Annotated in this window: 16 protein-coding genes, 2 tRNA genes and 5 pseudogenes; 17 read left to right on the top strand and 6 right to left on the bottom strand. The window is 68.7% G+C overall.

The genetic code is table 11. The features are described from left to right. The first annotated feature begins 5 nt into the window (after positions 1-5). Positions 6-746, top strand: coding sequence for a YcnI family protein (locus H0524_RS09320; RefSeq protein ID WP_180198274.1), 741 nt, complete (start codon positions 6-8; stop codon positions 744-746). Between the two features lie 140 nt (positions 747-886). Then, a pseudogene (locus H0524_RS09315) lies at positions 887-1291 on the top strand (hypothetical protein); the annotation flags it as partial. An 85-nt stretch (positions 1292-1376) separates the two neighbouring features. Here H0524_RS09315 and H0524_RS09310 read toward each other — a convergent pair. Continuing rightward, the gene (locus H0524_RS09310) at positions 1377-2633 is read right to left on the bottom strand and encodes a glycosyltransferase 87 family protein (RefSeq protein WP_180198272.1); all 1257 of its coding nucleotides are present in this window, start codon (positions 2631-2633) and stop codon (positions 1377-1379) included. A 74-nt stretch (positions 2634-2707) separates the two neighbouring features. Here H0524_RS09310 and orn point away from each other — a divergent pair, with 74 nt between their 5' ends. Both orn and H0524_RS09300 read left to right on the top strand, forming a co-directional pair. Further along, positions 2708-3298: an oligoribonuclease gene (gene orn, locus H0524_RS09305; protein ID WP_180198271.1), complete on the top strand. Its 591-nt coding sequence runs from the start codon at positions 2708-2710 to the stop codon at positions 3296-3298. 88 nt (positions 3299-3386) lie between these two features. Continuing rightward, positions 3387-3462: transfer RNA gene (locus tag H0524_RS09300), tRNA-His, on the top strand. A gap of 77 nt (positions 3463-3539) precedes the next feature. Here the strand turns inward: H0524_RS09300 and H0524_RS09295 are convergent. Continuing rightward, positions 3540-4169: a GNAT family N-acetyltransferase gene (locus tag H0524_RS09295; protein WP_180198270.1), complete on the bottom strand. Its 630-nt coding sequence runs from the start codon at positions 4167-4169 to the stop codon at positions 3540-3542. Between the two features lie 154 nt (positions 4170-4323). Here H0524_RS09295 and H0524_RS09290 point away from each other — a divergent pair, with 154 nt between their 5' ends. The 5 genes and pseudogenes from H0524_RS09290 to H0524_RS09275 all read left to right on the top strand — a co-directional run bounded on the left by H0524_RS09290 (position 4324) and on the right by H0524_RS09275 (position 7838). Beyond that, positions 4324-5508, top strand: a complete 1185-nt coding sequence (locus H0524_RS09290; RefSeq protein ID WP_180198269.1) for a helix-turn-helix domain-containing protein — start codon at positions 4324-4326, stop codon at positions 5506-5508. 87 nt (positions 5509-5595) lie between these two features. Continuing rightward, positions 5596-5796, top strand: a complete 201-nt coding sequence (locus H0524_RS09285; protein ID WP_180198268.1) for a hypothetical protein — start codon at positions 5596-5598, stop codon at positions 5794-5796. Next, positions 5796-6023: a hypothetical protein gene (locus tag H0524_RS24565; RefSeq protein WP_255435853.1), complete on the top strand. Its 228-nt coding sequence runs from the start codon at positions 5796-5798 to the stop codon at positions 6021-6023. Before H0524_RS09285 ends, H0524_RS24565 begins: the two co-directional genes overlap by 1 nt. Positions 6024-6055: 32 nt before the next feature. Further along, positions 6056-6265: pseudogene (locus H0524_RS09280) on the top strand (hypothetical protein); the annotation flags it as partial. Between the two features lie 202 nt (positions 6266-6467). Beyond that, the gene (locus tag H0524_RS09275; RefSeq protein WP_180198458.1) at positions 6468-7838 is read left to right on the top strand and encodes a right-handed parallel beta-helix repeat-containing protein; all 1371 of its coding nucleotides are present in this window, start codon (positions 6468-6470) and stop codon (positions 7836-7838) included. Positions 7839-7889: 51 nt separating this feature from the next. On the opposite strand, the gene H0524_RS09270 is transcribed toward H0524_RS09275, so the two are convergent. Then, positions 7890-9074: an Ig-like domain-containing protein gene (locus H0524_RS09270; RefSeq protein WP_180198457.1), complete on the bottom strand. Its 1185-nt coding sequence runs from the start codon at positions 9072-9074 to the stop codon at positions 7890-7892. Positions 9075-9486: 412 nt separating this feature from the next. On the opposite strand from H0524_RS09270, the gene H0524_RS09265 reads away from it, so the two are divergent. Both H0524_RS09265 and H0524_RS09260 read left to right on the top strand, forming a co-directional pair. Beyond that, a tRNA-Lys gene (locus H0524_RS09265) sits at positions 9487-9562 on the top strand. Between the two features lie 331 nt (positions 9563-9893). Further along, a complete protein-coding gene (locus tag H0524_RS09260) occupies positions 9894-10394 on the top strand; it encodes a GNAT family N-acetyltransferase (RefSeq protein ID WP_180198266.1) in 501 nt (166 codons plus the stop codon). Positions 10395-10744: 350 nt separating this feature from the next. Here the strand turns inward: H0524_RS09260 and H0524_RS09255 are convergent, their stop codons facing one another. After that, positions 10745-12019, bottom strand: coding sequence for an MFS transporter (locus H0524_RS09255; protein WP_180198265.1), 1275 nt, complete (start codon positions 12017-12019; stop codon positions 10745-10747). Between the two features lie 111 nt (positions 12020-12130). On the opposite strand from H0524_RS09255, the gene H0524_RS09250 reads away from it, so the two are divergent. Then, positions 12131-12715: a transcriptional regulator gene (locus tag H0524_RS09250; protein ID WP_180198456.1), complete on the top strand. Its 585-nt coding sequence runs from the start codon at positions 12131-12133 to the stop codon at positions 12713-12715. 95 nt (positions 12716-12810) lie between these two features. Here H0524_RS09250 and H0524_RS09245 read toward each other — a convergent pair whose 3' ends face one another. After that, positions 12811-13434: a TetR/AcrR family transcriptional regulator gene (locus H0524_RS09245; RefSeq protein WP_309225050.1), complete on the bottom strand. Its 624-nt coding sequence runs from the start codon at positions 13432-13434 to the stop codon at positions 12811-12813. Between H0524_RS09245 and H0524_RS09240 the strand changes: the two are divergent. The 5 genes and pseudogenes from H0524_RS09240 to H0524_RS09220 all read left to right on the top strand — a co-directional run. Then, positions 13351-13585, top strand: a pseudogene (locus H0524_RS09240) (pentapeptide repeat-containing protein); the annotation flags it as partial. The gene H0524_RS09245 and the pseudogene H0524_RS09240 sit on opposite strands and share 84 nt — an antisense overlap. Before the next feature lie 15 nt (positions 13586-13600). After that, complete coding sequence (locus H0524_RS09235) at positions 13601-14170, top strand: kinase (RefSeq protein ID WP_180198264.1); 570 nt, start codon at positions 13601-13603, stop codon at positions 14168-14170. A 98-nt stretch (positions 14171-14268) separates the two neighbouring features. Continuing rightward, positions 14269-14460, top strand: a pseudogene (locus H0524_RS09230) (coenzyme F420-0:L-glutamate ligase); the annotation flags it as partial. A gap of 38 nt (positions 14461-14498) precedes the next feature. After that, positions 14499-14864, top strand: coding sequence for a VOC family protein (locus H0524_RS09225; protein WP_018725820.1), 366 nt, complete (start codon positions 14499-14501; stop codon positions 14862-14864). A gap of 518 nt (positions 14865-15382) precedes the next feature. Continuing rightward, on the top strand, positions 15383-16597 hold the full coding sequence (locus H0524_RS09220) for an LPXTG cell wall anchor domain-containing protein (RefSeq protein ID WP_180198263.1): 1215 nt from the start codon (positions 15383-15385) through the stop codon (positions 16595-16597). 107 nt (positions 16598-16704) lie between these two features. On the opposite strand, the pseudogene H0524_RS24560 reads toward H0524_RS09220, so the two are convergent. Next, a pseudogene (locus tag H0524_RS24560) lies at positions 16705-17113 on the bottom strand (TetR/AcrR family transcriptional regulator); the annotation flags it as partial.

Raw genomic sequence — 17113 nt, 5'->3', positions numbered from 1 at the left:
ACTTCATGATCCGTCTCCGGCGCACCTCCGCCACCGCCCTCCTTGCGCTCGGCGCGGTCACCGCTGCCGTGTTCGGCTCCACCGGGGCCGCCTCGGCGCACATCACGGTCGACCCGAAGGAGGCGACCCAGGGCGGGTACGGCCGGTTCGCCTTCCGGGTGCCGAACGAGAGTGACACCGAGTCCACCACCAAGGTGGAGATCTTCCTGCCGGAGGGCGCCCCGCTCGGATCGGTCTCGACGATGCTGGTCCCGGGCTGGACGGCGGAGGTGGAGAAGCGCACGCTCGAGGCGCCGGTGGAGGTACACGGCAGCCAGCTCACCGAGGCGGTAGCGAAGATCACCTGGACGGCGCAGCCCGAGGCCGGGATCGGGCCGGGCACGTTCCAGGAGTTCCCGGTCTCGGTGGGGCCGCTGCCCACGGTTGACACGATGGTCTTCAAGGCGCTGCAGACGTACTCGGATGGCGCGGTCGTGCGGTGGATCGACGAGCCGACCGCCGACGGCGTGGAGCCGGAGGCGCCGGCCCCGGTGCTGGAGCTGGCCGGCGCCGAGGACGCCGACGCGGCGGCAGACCAGGACGGGACGCCGCCCGCGGCGGATGCCGAGGCGGCGGATGACGCGGCGGCGGGGGACGGGCTGGCCGTCGGTCTCGGCGTCGCCGGCCTGGTCGCCGGCTTGGGCGGTCTGGTGCTGGGTGGGTTGGCCTTCACCCGGTCCCGGCGCGAGCCCGCGCCGAAGGCCTGACCCGCCGGCCTTTGGCCCGGCCCGCCGGATCGTCCGGCGGGCCGGTGCTTTCCGCGGCGATGGCTGTGGATATCCCCTGATCCGTCGCTTGGGGTCGGTAAGGTCAGCCGGGTGTTCGGCTACGGAGAGGGGTTGAGCCGGTGCGTTTCGTGCGGGTGATCACCGGGGTGTTGTTGTTGGTCACCGGGATTCCGGTGCTGCTCGGTGGGGCCGCCCTCGGCGCTGACCTGACCCTGGACCTCCGGGCGGAGCTGCGGGAGAGCTGGGTCGCACCGGCTACCGCTGGTCTGCTGGCCGGCGGGATGCTGCTGGTGTCGGGGGCCCTGGCGCTGCTGCTGCGACCGGTTCGCCCCCGGGAGGTGGTCTTCGTGGTCGAGCCGGACCAGGTGCCGCTGCTGGCCGGGCGGCTGGGGGTGACCTCGCTCAGCGGGCTCGGTGCACCCGCTGCCCGGGCGGGAGATCATCCTGTCGGCGCGCGAGCCGGCCGCCAGGTCGTTCGGCCGGGCCGGCAACTCGTGTCGGTAGCGGGGGGGCGCCCGAGGACGGCCCTCCGTGCTGCCGACACGGAGGGCCGTCCCGCACCGGGGGATCGGTGCTACTGAAACGTCACTTACTTTCCCTAGCGTCAGATTAGCGCCCTGTGGGCGTCTCGTGAAGAGTGTCCGGTTGATTCGCTCTGCTGCGGATCGGTAGGGCCGCCAGCAGCGCCAGCCCCAGCAGCACGTAGACGTTGCGCTCCACGAAATCCGCGACCGTGTCGGTGGGCACCGGGGCGGTGCCCCAATCCTGGAACGTCACCACGCCGTACACGGTGATCACGGCGACGCCGACGGCGAGCAGCCAGAGCCAGCAGCGCCGGCCGCCCGTCCTCGCGGCGAGCGCCGCATCCACCAGCACCACGACGGCCGGCACGAACCAGTAGATGTGATGGGGCCAGGTGATCGGGCTGATCAGCGCACCAACCAGGCCGGTGAGGGTGAGGCCGGCCAACGCATCGCCGACGCGGGCCGCCCGGGCCGCCCGCCACAGCCCGTACCCGGCGACCACCGCAACCAGGGCGAGCCACAGCAGCTGTTCGGGTTCCTGCGGCACCGTGAGGCGGTGGATCAGGCCGAGCAGCGACTGGTTGCCGGTGTAGTCGGTGCGGCCGACCCGGTCGGTCGCCCACAGCTCGTTCGTCCAGTAGCGCCACGATTCGAGCGGCAGGAGCGCCCCGGCGAGCAGCGTTGCGCCCGCCGCCGTCGCGCTCGCCACCGCTGCCGCCCGCCACTGCCGGCCGGCCAGCAGGTAGACGATGAAGATGCCCGGGTACAACTTGAGCGCCGTCGCCAGCCCCACGCCCACGCCGGCCCAGCGCCGGTTCTGCGGTACGGCGAACAGCAGATCTGCCAGGATCAGCACCACCAGCAGCATGTTGATCTGCCCGAAGGAGATGGTCTCGCGGGTGCTCTCCACGGCGAGTACGAGCAGCGCCGCCACGGCGAGGGTGAAGATCCGGGGCAGGTGGTGTCGGGCGATCACCGGGTCAACCAGCCATCGGGTGGTCACCACCACCGCCACCACGGTCAACACCGTGAAGATCATCGCAGTGACGCCCAGTGGGAGCAGCGCGAACGGCGACAGCAGCAGCGCGCCGAACGGGGGGTAGGTGAAGCGCAGCTCGCCCTGAACCAGATCCGCCTGGACGTAGTCGTAGAGCGGTTCGCCCTCGGCCCACCAGTTCATCGCCGACATGTAGATCTTCAGGTCGAAGAAGTCGTGCCATCCCTTCTGATAGAGCGCGGGCAGCACCACGGCGAAAGCCAACACAGCGACGATCCGACGCGCCGTCCGCCCGCTGGTGTCGTCCTGAACCACGACGGGCGGAGAGACGGGTTCGGCTGGCACGAGAGAACCCTAACGGTCACAGCACCGACAGACGCGCGGCGCGCGGGCCGCTGGGCTGCGCGTAGGCTGGGCCGGTGGCAGATCTACTCGTCTGGATCGACTGTGAAATGACCGGCCTGGACCTCGGCGGCGACAAGCTGATCGAAGTCGCCGCGCTCGTCACCGACCCAGAGCTCAACGTACTCGGTGAGGGCGTCGACGTGGTGATCCACACCGACGAGGCGGCGCTGGACAAAATGCCCGAGATCGTGGCGACCATGCACGCCAAGTCCGGGCTCACCGAGGAGGTCCGCCGCTCCACGATCGGGCTCGCCGAGGCGGAGGAGCTGGTCCTCGACTACATCACCAGTCACGTGAAGGACCCGCGTACCGCCCCGCTCTGTGGCAACTCGATCGCCACCGACCGGGGATTCCTCGCCCGGGACATGCCCCGGCTGGACAACCACCTGCACTACCGGATGATCGACGTCTCCTCGATCAAGGAGCTCTGCCGACGCTGGTATCCCCGGGTGTACTTCAGCCAGCCGAAGAAGGGTCTGGCGCACCGGGCACTGGCCGATGTGCGGGAGAGCATCCGGGAGCTCGAGTACTACCGACGGACACTCTTCGTGCCGCTGCCGGGGCCGGACGTGGAGAGCGCCAAGGCGATCGCCGCGAAGCTGTAGCCCGCAGGGCCGAACCCGCTGGACGCGGTGGTGCCGGTTGCGGCTATCATTGGTCGCGCCGCCAGGGCGTTGTCTGGTGCGGCGGATGGTGGCTGTAGCTCAGTTGGCAGAGCACCGGGTTGTGGTCCCGGTTGTCGTGGGTTCAATTCCCATCAGTCACCCCAGAGGTGGATATACTCCACCGCAGCTCAGGCCCCCTCCACGGAGGGGGCCTGAGTCGTTGTGGGGGCGGCGTCGGGGCCTAGGGCGGGTCCGCTGGCGCCTGCGGGTCCGTTGGCGCCTGCGGGTCCGTTGGGTCCTGCGGGTCCGTTGGGTCCTGCGGCGTCGTTGGAGGGCGCGGCGGTGCGCCCGGTATCTGCAGCACCAGCACGTCCATGTCCGGGATCGATCTGGGTCTGATCTGCCCGTACTGCCGCCAGCCCATCCGTTCGTACCACCGGCGCGCCGGCGCGTGCGGGTTCGCGGCCAGCACCGCGTATGGCTCGGATCGCCCGTCGAGCAGCATCGACAGCAGTCGCCGGCCTACCCCGGACCCGCGGTACGCTCCGGCCACCATCCATTCCGGCACGAGCAGCTTCTCCGCGGCCCGCAGGAGCGCGGGTGGCTCGTCCGCGTTCGGCTCGATCCAATCGCCGCCGGGCATGGTGTAGCCGTAGCTAACCCCTACCAGCCGGCTGGCGTCGCTAGCGTAGGCGAAGGCGAAGCCGGGTCGCCGGAGGTGATCCGACCACCAGCGACGGAACTGCCGAACATGCTCCGGCCCCTCGTGGTACGGGGCCTCGGCATAAACGGCGGCGTACAGGTCCCGCACGTCCTCGGTGAGCTGACGGGCGGCAGCCGCGTCGGTGATCGTGTACGTCAACCCGTCCACGTACGACACCCTAGCCCGATGGCAGTTCGGCGAGCCGTAGCGCGCTGGCAGTGCCGGTGTGGCCGGTGGGTGGGGCGTATCGTCGATGTCGGCGGCCCGCCGGGTAACGGCCGGGCGGCCCGCCGGCCAGTCCTCTACCTGGGAAGGTTTCGGCATGCCGGCCGACACGATTGGCGCACGCATCAGATACTGGCGGCTTCGCCGTGGCGGCATGAGTCAGACCGTTCTCGCCGGGCTGGCTGGGCTCTCGCAGCCATTCATTTCCCAGGTGGAGTCGGGGCGCCGTAGTATCGATCGCCGGTCCACGCTCATCGCCATCGCCGCAGCGTTACAGGTGACCGTCGCTGACCTGCTCGAGCAGCCCGGTAGCCCCACCGATCCGGCCCTCAACGGCGCCGCCGACGCGGTACCCGCTATCTGGGCTGCTCTCCTTGAGATCAGTGATGGTGACCGGGGTGCTCCGACTATGCCGAGCGAGCAGGTCACCGCAGTGTTGCGGCACAGCAATCAGAAGCGCTTGGCCGGTGACTACCCGGCCGTGGCCCGCGGGCTACCGCCGCTGCTCGATGAGGCCGCCCGCCACGGCGGGGCAATCCTCGCTGAAGCCGCTTACCAGGCGACCACCTGTCTGCGGCATCTCGGGCAACGGCATCTTGCCGTTGACGCCGCTCGGATTGCGCAGACGGCGGCGGAGGATGTCGATCACCACGCGTGGCGGGGGGCGGCCCGGTTCGGGTACGTGCAGGCTCTACCCGTGGAGGCGGCTGGCGTGGCATCCCGGGTCGCGGGGCGAGCGATGGATGATCTGCAACAGCAGGCCGCAAACCCCCAGGTTCGGCAGGTCCTTGGACAACTGCATTTGGCTGCCGCCCTACGAGCGACAAGTGATGGTCGGACCACAGACGCTCGTGGACACTTGGTCGAGGCCGAGCGGGAAGCCGCCACTCTGGGAGATCCAGGTCCTGGTGGTGGCTTCAACGCCATGTGTTTCGGTCCCACCAACGTCGTGCTGTGGCAAATGGCTATCGCCGCCGAGGTCGGCGAGTACGGGCGGGTCATTGAATTTTCCCGCACTGTCTCAGTCGATGCCTTGCCGATTGCGAACCGCCGTCAGGCTTACTGGATGGATCTCGGTAGGGCGTTGGCGCACTCGGGTCGAACCGATACGCAGGCGCTGGCCGCGTTCAGCCGAGCTGATCAGATCGCACCGAGTCTGTTCGTGTTAAACCCGCTGGCTCGGGACGCCGTAGCGGCGATGATTCGTCGTGCCCGCCGCCGCGCGGTGTCGAAAGAGCTTCGGATTCTCGCCCGCCGTCTGTCCATCGCGGTGGAGGTATAACCACCGGTAATAGGTAAGGGCGATTGTCGCCCTACCGTGCGTGCAATGGCGCTACCTGCGCCGCGGCATTCCTTTGGGAGGCAGTAGATGCACGCGTGGTTGCCCAAGTTACGTACCGTGGTCCCAGGACTTTTCCGCCGTTCCGTACGGCTGGACGCGACTGTTCCTGCCACCGGGTACGCGGCGCGAGCCGGGGCGTACCGCCCACTGTGTGACCAGTCAACTGTGATCTTTGATAGCCGGCCGTTGCTGACCCGGCTGGCCCGGCAGCGGGCCTGCCAGCGGTGATGGCGACCCAGCCCCGGCCCCGCCCGAGCCTGTCGGCGGTCCAGTTGCGGAACCGGATGATCCTGTCCGCCCGGCGGATCATCACCGAGCACTGGCCGCGGGTGGACCGGTGCCCGGTCTGCGGTTGCGGGTGGCCGTGCCCACCTACCGATACCGCCTACGACTACCTGACCTCGGTCGGTCAGGGCAGTTGGGCACCTCCGGGGCGCACGGGGAGCCGGCCATGATGCCGGCCAGCGGCCAGACCGCGGCCAGGCCGATGGCGCCCGTCCGCGGGCCGCGGCCGGGGGACGCGATCCGTCTCGACCGCCGTGCCTCTCCGCAGTTCGTTCGCCCGATCACGGTTCGGGTGATCCGGGTCCTTGATCGGCCGACCTACGACGGCTGGCTGTGGCTGGAGGGCTACGAGCTGAACGACGCGGGCACTGCGGTACGCCGTCGCCAGTTGTACGTCAGATGCGACGGGATCGTGCTGTATCGGTAGCGGACCCTGGGCGTGATTCGTCCAGTTTATGGACTCTTTTTCGGGTTCCTGGCCTCGGGTGACTGATGCCGGCTTAGCGTTGCGGTTGGCGGCTACCGGCCGGCTCGGTAGCCGAGGAACACCAACCCGGCCGTCCGCGTGGGCTGGTGCTTCCTTGCCGCTCACGGGGAAGGACGCCGACGCCGCGATGAACCAGCAGGAGCACACCCACGGACCCGAACTGGACGACCCGGGGGAGAGCCGGCCGCGGCCACGGCGACGGTGGTGGGCCATCGGGGTGGCCGGGATGACCGGCCTAGCCCTCACCGCTGCGGGCACACCGGTCGCCGTGCCCGCCACCGACCGGCCCAGCAAACCCGCCACCGACCGGCCCTCGGGCTGGGAGTTGCGCGCGGATGGACGTGCTGCGGGCCAGGACGGCAAGAACGACCGGGGCGAGGGCAAGCCGGGCGGCACGCCGGTCCCCTGTGACCCGGACCGGCTGATCGCCGAGATCACGCAGGCGAACGCCCGCGGCGGCGCCGTGCTCGACCTGGCACGAGACTGCACCTACCTGCTCACCGCCGACCTCGACGGCAGCGGGCTGCCCGCCATCACCACCCCGATCACCCTCAATGGCGGCAAGAACACCACCATCGAACGCGTCGCCGCCGCCGACCAGTTCCGCATCCTCACCGTCACTGCTGGCGGTGACCTCACCCTCAACCACCTGACCATCACCGGCGGCCACACCGACGATGCTGGGGGAGGGGGAATCCTCGTCAACGCCGGCGGAACCCTCGCCGCCAACGACAGCACCGTCACCCGCAACCTCACCGTCGGCAACGGCGGCGGTATCCGCAACGCGGGAATCACCGCCGTCACCCGCTCCCACGTCAGCCGTAACACCGCCAACTTGTTCGGCGGCGGAATCGAAAGCACCGGCCGGTTGGAACTCGTCAAGTCGCAGGTCGACGACAACTCGGCCCTCTTCGCCGGTGGGGTCCTCGCCCCGGGCGTCACGATCCGAGCGGGAAGCATCTCTGGAAATCACGGAACTTCCGCGGTCGGCGGGCTGTTCGTCCAGGGCGGCGTCAGCACGGTCGTTGGCACTCGGATCGCCGGCAACACCGCCAGCATCGTCGGCGGCGCCGCGGTCACCGGAAGCGGCGCGCTGACGCTGCAGCACGTCACGCTCGCGGAGAATACGGCCGACGTCGTCGGCGGTTTGTTCGTCCAAGGGGGCGGGGTCAGCGGCAGTACCGCCGTTGTCGCGGACAGCGTCATCGAGAAGAACGTCTCCACGGCCAACATCGCTGGCGGGGTCTTCAACGCGGGCCAGACGGTGGCGCGGCGCACGAAGATCACCGACAACCACGCTCTGCTGGGTGGCGGGATCTTCAATACCGGCATCGGCACGCTCACCCTCGACGCGACCAAGGTCGTCAAGAACATCGCCGTCACCGACGGTGGGGGCATCTTCAACGACGGTACGGTCGAGTTGAACACCGCCACCGGCACCATTGTGGTCAAGAACCGACCCAACAACTGCGTCAACGTTCCCGGCTGCTCGGGCTGATCTTGGGGTTGACCCCGGGGCTGACCTTGGGCTGACTCCGGGCTGACCGGTTCAGGTGTCAGCGGAGGGAGATGTTCCCGACTCCACCGGCAGGGCGCTGCCCTTGACGTACTCCTCCCAGCTCAGGTTCCAGTCGGTCCAGCCGTTGCCGTTCTGCAGCTTCCGTTCGGTGCCCTTCACCTGGACCGGGTCCCCGATCCGGGTGTGCTCGAAGAGCCAGGCACCATCGGCCATCGACACGTTGACGCAGCCGTGGGAGACATTCACCGAGCCCTGCTGCCCCTCCGACCAGGGTGCGGCGTGGATGAACTCCCCGCCCCAGGTGAGCCGCTGCGCGTACTCGATGTCCGTCCGGTAGCCCTCGTCCGGCCCAAGCTCATCGTAGGTGTCGAAAACCGTCTCGCGGAGCTTCTCGATCACCACCATGGTGCCGCTCGACGAGGGCGTGGACTTCTTGCCGAGGCTCACCGGGATGGTGCGCACCTTCTCGCCGTCCTTGGTGACCACCATCTGCTTCGTCTCGTTCTCCACCGTCATGATCAGTGCTGCGCCGATCTTGACATCGACGGTGAGGTCGGCCCGGCCGTACCAGCCGTCGCCGAGCGGCAGGCCACCAGCCTGCACCCGGTACGAGACGGTGCTGTCCGCCTGCCAGAACTCCCGTGGGCGGTACCGCACCTCGGTCGGGCTGACCCAGTGCCACGCCCCCTCCTGCGCGGGAGTCGCGGTTACCGTCATCCGCCGCTGTACGTCGTCCCGGTACTCCTCCGGGATGTCCCGTCCGAACTTCACGATGAGCGGCATCCCCACCCCGACCACCTGCCCGTCACCGAGGAAGCTGCTGATCCGCACCTGCTGATCCGGCTTGGCCATCGTGGTGAAGGTGCTGGTCGCGGTTACCGGACGGTCATCCTCTCCGGTGGCGGTGACAGTCGTCGTGTACGTCTCGCCGTACTCGAGCGCACCGGCGGGCAGCCAACTCGCACCGTCGGCGGTGAGCCCGCCCTCGACCGCCCCACCGGCAGAGTCCACCAGCGCGACCGTGGTCTCCCGGGACTCCTCCGCCGTGAAGGTGATGCTCGTTGACGCGGGTACGTCCTGGGCCTCCGCGGCCGGCTCGACGATCACGACGGAGGCCAGCGGGCGCGGCGTCGGGTCGGGGGTGCCGTCGGCCGGTTGGTCCCCGGAGGCGCAGGCGGCGGTCAGCATCAGGACGCCGGTGAGTAGTCCGGCCACCAATGCGGGCCGACGCAGACCGAGACGGCGCAGACCGGGCCCACGCAGACCGGGGCGACGCAGACCGGGACGGCGTCTCCCGGGCCGGAGCGGCGGGTGCGGAACGGCTCGCATGTGCTCTTCCTTACTTCTGGTCGTCGAAGCGGTCGACCGGGGTGTCAACGCCGGCGCGATCGGTCCGGCGGAGCCGAGACGGAGCCGGTCGTCGACCGCCTGCGGAACTGTCTCCCACGCCTTCGGCGCGCAACTGGCGCACATCGTGCCGCAACCACGCCCCTTCGCCCTCACCGCCCAAGGTCACCCCGGTGGTTTTGGTGCTGTCTGTCCCGAAAACTCGACCGAAAGAGGGGAGCGGGGATCGGATTAGAAGCCGGCTGAACTGGCGTGCTAGGGTTCTCCCCGTTGCCAACGAGCGCCGCTAGCTCAACTGGCAGAGCAGCGGACTCTTAATCCGCGGGTTCGGGGTTCGAGTCCCTGGCGGCGCACCAACGAGCAAGGCCCTGACCTGGTACTTCTGTGCCGGTCGGGGCCTTTTCGCGTACGGCGGTGGTGGCTGGTCGCCCGGTGGGTGCTCGGCAGCCGTTGGACCGGGTTGGTGTCGGTGGGACGGGGTGGTGTGTGCGGTTGAGAAGGTCAAGCACACTCTCGGCATTGAATGCTCGGTCGGGCCGGCGTGAGTGCGCCGGTGCGATGACAAAGGGCGCAGATCCCTCACCCGACGAGGTAGAGTCACGCGTCGTGATTACAGGGCTCGATCAACAGGGTGCGGATGGCCGCCGTCTCGGTCAGGAAGCGAGGCGACGACTACGGCCCAGTTCCGTGCGCATCGTGCACCTGAACGGCCCGACATTTCACGCCCTTGCCCGGGGTGACCTGGCAGCGGCGAACGTGTCCAGCCCTGTTCCCATGTCGGCCTACTTTGCCGGCCCGGACTGGCGAGGCGTGTGGCAGATGCGCAGCAGACAGGTCGAGGAGGACCCGGCCAGCGCGGCGTGGGTCACCGGAGTGATGTGGGACGAGCAGCGGCATCTGGCCGTGGGGCGGGCCGGCTATCACGGGCCGCCGGACCCGGTGGGGATGGTGGAGATCGGTTACGCCGTTGACCCGGCGTTCCGGCGACGTGGCTATGCCCGCGCGGCGCTGGAAGCCCTGCTGCGCCGGGCCGCCGATGAACCGCAGGTCCGTACGGTTCGGGTCACCATCAGCCCCGACAACCTGGCCTCCTACGAGCTGGCGTCACAGTACGGCTTCGTCGAGGTCGGACAGCAGTGGGACAACGAAGACGGCTTGGAAATTGTTTATGAGCTTGCCTCAAGCTGAGAGGTAGGCCTTGGTCGCTCCCGGACGGATGACTGCCGGGTGGCCCAGGAGGAGGCCGCAACCCGTCGTCGTCGGCAGGTGTCGTGCCTGCGAATCGAGCGCCAACGGATCCACACGTACCTCGTCATCGTCGATGGGCGTAGCCGGCGCTCCGGGCTCCGACACCGTCGGTGCGGTCGGCCGGCGTTGTTTCATGGCGGCGTTCGAGCGCCTCGCGACGCGGTGCCGCCGCATGGCGGACGCCATATTCATTAGTCGACTGGGGCGGCCAGGCGATGAACGTGGGGCGGCTTGAGCGAGTCGGACGTTCTGGTCGGGTCGCCCGCGTGGCCTGGAGTCGGCCGCTGGTGTCAGGCTTCCTCGGGCCACCGCGCGCCGCGGACGTTTTGGTTGGCGAAACCGGCGAGGGTGACGAGTCCCTGGATGCCAGCGATCAGGAGCACGGCGCGGGTCACTTCGAGGTACTGCAGGGCCAGACCGCCGACGAGGGAGCCGAGGGAGGAGCCGGCCCCGATGAGGGTGATCGTGGCGGAGACGGCCTGGCCACGGCGCTCGTCCGGGGTCTGGCGGAAGATCAGGATGTCCACCAGGATCTTGAGCGCGGGCAGGCCCAAAGCGGCCACCAGGAGCATCGCGAAGACCCACCAGGGGCCGAGGCGCAGGGCCAGCAGGCCGGCGGCGCCGGTGGCCAGCGCGGACGCGCAGAGCAGGAGTACGCCGGGGGAGAGGTGCGTGTTGAGCCGCGGTACGAGGGCGGCGCCGACGAGCATACCGACGGCGCTGCCGCTCAGGGCGACACCGATCATCGCGGCGGAGGTGCCCTGCTCACGCAGGCTGACGACGACCACGAGGATCGCGGCGGTGAGGCTGAGGTAGAAGACGCAGATCAGCAGCAGCGCTACTCGCAGGAGTTTGCTGCCGAGCACCTCACGCAGTCCGGAGGAGACCGTGGCGAGGGGGCCCCACGCGCTGGTCGTCGAGGTCGGAGCGCTGGCCGGGCTCGGGCGCTCCAGCTTCGGGGCCCGTACGACGAGCGCGCACCCGAACGAGATCACGAAGCCGATCGCGGCTGCGACGAACGGGTAGGCCCGTGCGGCGACGAACAGTGCGCCGCCGAGTGGCGGGCCGGCGAGGGCCGCGACTCCACCACGCGCCTCGTCCTGGCTGAGCGCGAGGGTGAGCTGCTGCGGCGGGACGACCGCGCGGATCAGCAACATCCGGGCGGTGGCGCCGAACGCGGTACCGGTGCCCAGGACGACGGCGGCAGCCATCAGGTGGGCGACGGTGATCTGGTCAAGGGCGAGGGCCACGATCACCGAGCTCAGCGCCAGTGCGCGGGTGGCCTCGGCGACCAGCAGGACCCGCCGCCGATCCCAACGGTCAACCAGCACCCCGGCCGGGAGCCCGACGAGGATGATGGTGCCAACCTGGATGAAGCCGAAGAGACCGGCGAGGGCGGGAGAGTCGGTGAGCGCCAGGATGAGGAGGGGGTAGGCCACCTCAACCGCCTCGAGGCCCAGGTTGGCGGCGCCCGCACCGATCCAGAGTGTCTGGAAGCGCCAGTTACGCCGGAGTGGTGCCGGGTGGTCGGTACCCTTTTCTCGCTCCTTTACATGTTCACTCATTCGTGAATGGTAACGTTGGCGCTAGCATTGGACCAGACCGTAAAGGGGAAGGTGCCGATAGCCGTGTCTGAAGAGCGACCTGCGAGCGCCGATCGGGTCGAGGTGCCCGAGATGGTGCGCCAGGTTGATGACGTCGAGACCCTCAAAGCGCTCTCGGATTCGCTGCGCCTGAGCATCATGCGTGCCTTGATGGCAGACGTGCGGACCTCGATGACCGTGAAACAGCTGGCCCACTCGCTTGGACAGCCGCCGACCCGGCTCTATCGGCACATCAAGGTCCTGGAGGCAGCCGGGTTGATCCGGGTCGCCAGCACCCGCCTCGTCTTCGGCATTCAGGAGAGCCAGTACCAGGTTGCGCAGCTCGCGCTGCGGCTCAGCCGCGAACTGCTGGTAGAACCGGGCAATGCCAGCGAGGTGGCCAGGGCCTTCGCCGCGACACTCGACGACTTCCGGGGGCGGTTGATCAACGACATCCTGGCCGGGCGGCTCGGTCCCGAACCGACAGCCGCCACCGGCACAGAGCCGCCGGGGCCGACGATGGTGATGGTCGACAAGGTGGTGAGCCGCGAGCGGGCGGTGGAGTTCCGCGCCCGGCTCGACGCGCTCATGACGGAGTTCAACCGGCCCGACTCCGTCGACGAGGCAGACGTGCCGGTCAACTTCCTCATGATGTTCTGGTCACCCCGTGACCAGTGACAGCGGGGCATCGACGGCGTGCGGCCCAACTGACAGTGTGCCGGTCATCCGTCCGGATCGAAGGCGCTGGACAGGAAATCGGCCGGCATGGTGGCCTAGCGTCGGGTCGCTTTGCCGATCTTGTTGTGGAGGGCGCGCCGGGCGATCGGGCCGAGGTCGTCGACGATCTCGATGAGCACGGCGAGTTGGTCCAGCGCCTCCATGGCGCGCTCGGCTGAGGGCCGGTCGACGCCGTCGTACAGCTCCAGGCCGATGAAGGCGGCCGACACCGCGCGGGCGAGCCCGGGAACGTCGGCGACCTCGGCGAACGGTGACCCGGCCAGCAGCCGGCGCAGGACCAGCTCGATCTCGTCCACCCACAGCTGCAGAGACTCGGCGGTGGGGGCGGCGAGGCGCTCGTCGGCCTGAGCGCCGGCGAGCATCTGGGCCAGCACGGACACGTTGCCCAGCTCGCGTTCCTCCTCGTGCAGGACGCGCCCGACGTCGAGCAGTTCGCGCAGCGACCCGACCTGGCGCAGCCGGGCCGACCAGTGGGCGACCCGCTCGGCCGTGCCGGTCCGGCACGCGGCTGCCAGCAGCTCGTCGAGCGTCCCGAAGTGGTAGAAGACCAGCGCCTGGTTCACTCCGGCGGCGGCGATGGTGACTGGTCTTCCTGTCGGCTGCCGCGTATCGCGCTGCGGTCCGGCGACCTTGTCGGTCTGGAGTTGGACGCCTGCCACCTCGGCGGTGCCGACTTCGGGAAAGCCGCCTCCGCGGGCTGAGAACGCCGTTGGACAATCTGCGCGTGGCGTCACGCTCGGCGAGGATCAACTTCGAGACTTAACTCAGCTGGCCGTCGATGCTCTTGACCTGACCGTCCGAATCGACTGAAGCCGAGGAGGCATCGTGTTCGGTGAAGCCATCGGCAGCCCGGACACGATCCTCGTCTGTATCCGGGGTAACTCCGGCTCGGGTAAGAGCAGCATCGCCGGTGAGCTGCGACGTCGCCATGGCCGGGGCTGCGCCCTGGTCGAGCAGGACTACCTGCGCCGCATCTTGCTACGCGAGCGGGACAAGCCCGGGGGAGCGGCACCCGCCCTGATCGCGCAGACCGTCCGGTTAGCCCTCGACCACGGCTATCACGTCGTACTGGAGGGCATCCTGCACCGCAGCCGCTACCGCAGCATGCTTACTACCCTGCGGGATGACCACCGCGGGCGGTCGCTGTTCTGCTACCTCGACGTATCCTTGGCCGAGACCCTGCGCCGGCACCCCACCCGTCCGCAGGCCAGCGAGTTCACCGCCGAGCACATGAGCGGCTGGTACGCCGCTCATGACGTGCTCGGCTGGCCTGGCGAGCTCGTCCTGCCCGAGAGCACGGGGCTGAACGATGCCGTCGAGGCTATCGCGGCTGCCGCCGGTCTTCCCCAAACCGGACGCGAGGATGACCTACTTCCGGACGCCCCGTTCCCGTAGCCCAGTCCCGCCGGCTGGTGCTTCGCCGTTCCAGCGAGGATCGCCGCCGGACACGCCAGGCTGTGCACCGCTGTCCTCACTCCCGCAGGAGCCCGACGATGACCGCCGTCCCGACCTCCGCTTTCTCCGCTTTCGCGCTGGAACCTCTTCCCGAGTTCCAGCCGGGTGCGGACCTGGCGGGCGCCATCACCGGCGTCCTGGGCTCCACTGGCATCGAGTTGCAGGATGGAGATGTGGTGGTGGTGGCTGCCAAGGCCGTGGGTGTCGCGGAGAATCGGTACCAGACCACCCGGCCGTCGGCCTCGTCCCGAAAGCCGATCGACTGCTTATGATCATGCCCATGGCACTCGAATGGGAACAGATCATCGTGGACTCCTCCGATCCCATCGCCCTCGGGCAGTGGTGGGCCGTGGCTCTCGGTTGGGTCGTGGTCGACCAGACCGAGGAGATCATGGAGATTCGGCCCGAGCCGGACCGGTTGCCGGGGCTGCTCTTCGTCCCCGTCCCTGAGGGCAAGACGGCGAAGAACCGGCTCCACCCCGACTTCCGCCCCGACGACCACGAAGCCGAGGTCGCCCGGCTGATCTCCCTCGGTGCCCGGCGCGCCGACCCCGCGCAGGAAGGGCAGCACTGGGTGACCCTCTTCGACCCCGAGGGCAATGAATTCTGTGTCCTGTCCGAGCCGAGGAGCTAAGCGGGATCACTCACCCGTTCGGACGAACGAGCGGATGGTTTCGCCCAGGGCACGGCCGTCGCCGCCATCGAGGGCCGTTCCCAGGAGGACCGAGCCGTGCATGGCGGCGTTCTCAGCCCCTGACCCCTTGACGCGATCGAGGCGAGGCTGCGCCGCAGCCGCTCGGGAGTCCAGCCGAGCCGGCCGCGGGCTGCCGCCCGATGGGCGCGATCGGGGTTGTATGTGATGCGCGGGCGTCTTTCAACGGGCCAAGTGTGGTCTGGTTCCGAAATTTCCGGCACGACAGATGCTAGCCGGAGATCAACCGCATCTCACCTCAATCGGATTTCTTCCAGGCTGACCTGATTGTTCCACTCATGAGTCAGTGCCTAGCCGTCCATTATGGTGAGGCGCTGCCCGCTACGGATAAGCCACACAGCGATTGATTGAAGTAACGAGTGGATCACGGGGTGGCCCGGGGCGGCGCCGCAGGCTAATGTGCCTGCCTGTAGCTACCTTTGCCGAGGGAGAGACCCTTTATGAAGTCACACAACCGACAGCTCGTCCGACTGGGTGCTGGCGCCGTCGGTCTTCTCGTTGCGGGTTCGTTCGCCGCGCCCGCTTTTGCAGTTGATGGTACGGACCTCTCCGTCGAGCTATCGGGCACGACTATCGCTGCCGGCTCGACCGAAAAGGTCGTCGAAATCGACCTAGAGAACGTCGGAAAGACCACACCGGAGTCGGTCGACATCATCTTCACCGTCGGCGATCTCGTCGGTGCGTTCCAGTTCGCTGACATCTGTGATGATGATCCTGCAGATGGCACCGTCCACTGCTCCGTCGATAAGGCCTTCATCCCGGAACCGGGTGGCACAACCGATTTGTCCTACCTGGTGACCCGGGCCGACGACTCAGCCGACGCCTCGGGCGAGCTGACTGTGACGGTCCTGGTCGACGGCGACGACAACACCGCCAACAACACTGACACCGCCGAGGTGGTGATTGGGGAGCACGGTGTCGACCTGGGTGTCGTAGCCGAGGACGTGCGTGAGCCCATCGACGCCGACGCGAGCCTCGAGTCCGGCGCACCTGTCTACATCGATGGGTCGATCGCCCCGGGCGGTTCGACCGCCGTCGTGGCGACCGTGTTCAATCAGGGCGATATGACGGCGGACGGGGTAAGGATCTCCGTCACCCTGCCGGAGCAGGCCACCTTCACCGAACCCGAGCAGGGTTGCGAGTACAGTGCCGACAACCGCACGGTCACCTGTGACTACTCCGAGATTGCGCTGATCCCGGCCGACCATGACACACAGGACGGCGACGCAACCTCCGGCGGTACCTTCTGGTTCCCCGCCAAGATCGACGCTGGCGTGGCGAAGAGCGGTGCCCTGACCGGCGGTAGCGTCACGGTCGCCGCCCTCGCCGCAGTCCCCTACGGCCCCAAGCAGAACGTCGCCGCACCTACCGCCCTGCCGGAGAACGTGGAACTGCTCGACGCCGCGGATATCGACAAGGTTGTTGATGTTGACGAGTCCGACAACACTGACACGTACTCGATCTTCGTTTCGGTCAACGGCGGTTCCGGCGGCGGTGACGGCGACGGCAGCTCACTTCCGGTGACTGGCGCGCAGGCGGGCCTGTTCGGCGGCCTCGGCGCCTTCGTGATCGTCCTCGGCGCCGCACTCTTCCTGATCGCTCGCCGTCGCCGCGTCGTCCTGGTGACTCCGGGCGACGAACGGCCGAACGCGTAAGAAGCAACACGCGACACACCTCTCCACCGGAGATGACACCTTCGGGCGGCGGGGTGGGACGGGATACCGTCCCACCCCGCTGTCCGACAGATGTGCCTGGCGCCGTACTAGAGCCGGGTCGCTTTGCTGATCTTGTTGTGGAGGGCGCGCCGGGCGATCGGGCCGAGGTCGTCGACGATCTCGATGAGTACGGCGAGTTGGTCCAGCGCCTCGATGGCGCGCTCGGCTGAGGGCCGGTCGACGCCGTCGTACAGCTCCAGGCCGATGAAGGCGGCCGACACCGCGCGGGCGAGCCCGGGAACGTCGGCGATTTCGGCGAAGGGTGACCCGGTCAGCAGCCGGCGCAGGACCAGCTCGATCTCGTCCACCCACAGCTGCAGGGACTCGGCGGTGGGGGCGGCGAGGCGCTCGTCGGCCTGTGCGCCGGCGAGCATCTGGGCCAGCACGGACACGTTGCCCAGCTCGCGTTCCTCCTCGTGCAGGACGCGCCCGACGTCGAGCAGTTCGCGCAGCGAC

Origin of the sequence: Salinispora sp. H7-4 (assembly GCF_013416675.1) — a bacterium.
GTDB lineage: Bacteria > Actinomycetota > Actinomycetes > Mycobacteriales > Micromonosporaceae > Micromonospora > Micromonospora vitiensis.
This window is presented reverse-complemented; position numbering and strand designations above follow the sequence as displayed.

Excerpts from the sequence above, each read along its gene's own strand:
- H0524_RS09320 (WP_180198274.1), top strand. The coding sequence starts at position 6 with ATGATCCGTCTCCGGCGCACCTCCGCCACCGCCCTCCTTGCGCTCGGC.
- H0524_RS09290 (WP_180198269.1), top strand. The coding sequence starts at position 4,324 with ATGCCGGCCGACACGATTGGCGCACGCATCAGATACTGGCGGCTTCGC.
- H0524_RS09285 (WP_180198268.1), top strand. The coding sequence starts at position 5,596 with ATGCACGCGTGGTTGCCCAAGTTACGTACCGTGGTCCCAGGACTTTTC.
- H0524_RS24565 (WP_255435853.1), top strand. The coding sequence starts at position 5,796 with ATGGCGACCCAGCCCCGGCCCCGCCCGAGCCTGTCGGCGGTCCAGTTG.
- H0524_RS09275 (WP_180198458.1), top strand. The coding sequence starts at position 6,468 with ATGAACCAGCAGGAGCACACCCACGGACCCGAACTGGACGACCCGGGG.
- H0524_RS09255 (WP_180198265.1), bottom strand. The coding sequence starts at position 12,019 with ATGAGTGAACATGTAAAGGAGCGAGAAAAGGGTACCGACCACCCGGCA.
- H0524_RS09250 (WP_180198456.1), top strand. The coding sequence starts at position 12,131 with ATGGTGCGCCAGGTTGATGACGTCGAGACCCTCAAAGCGCTCTCGGAT.
- H0524_RS09225 (WP_018725820.1), top strand. The coding sequence starts at position 14,499 with ATGATCATGCCCATGGCACTCGAATGGGAACAGATCATCGTGGACTCC.
- H0524_RS09220 (WP_180198263.1), top strand. The coding sequence starts at position 15,383 with ATGAAGTCACACAACCGACAGCTCGTCCGACTGGGTGCTGGCGCCGTC.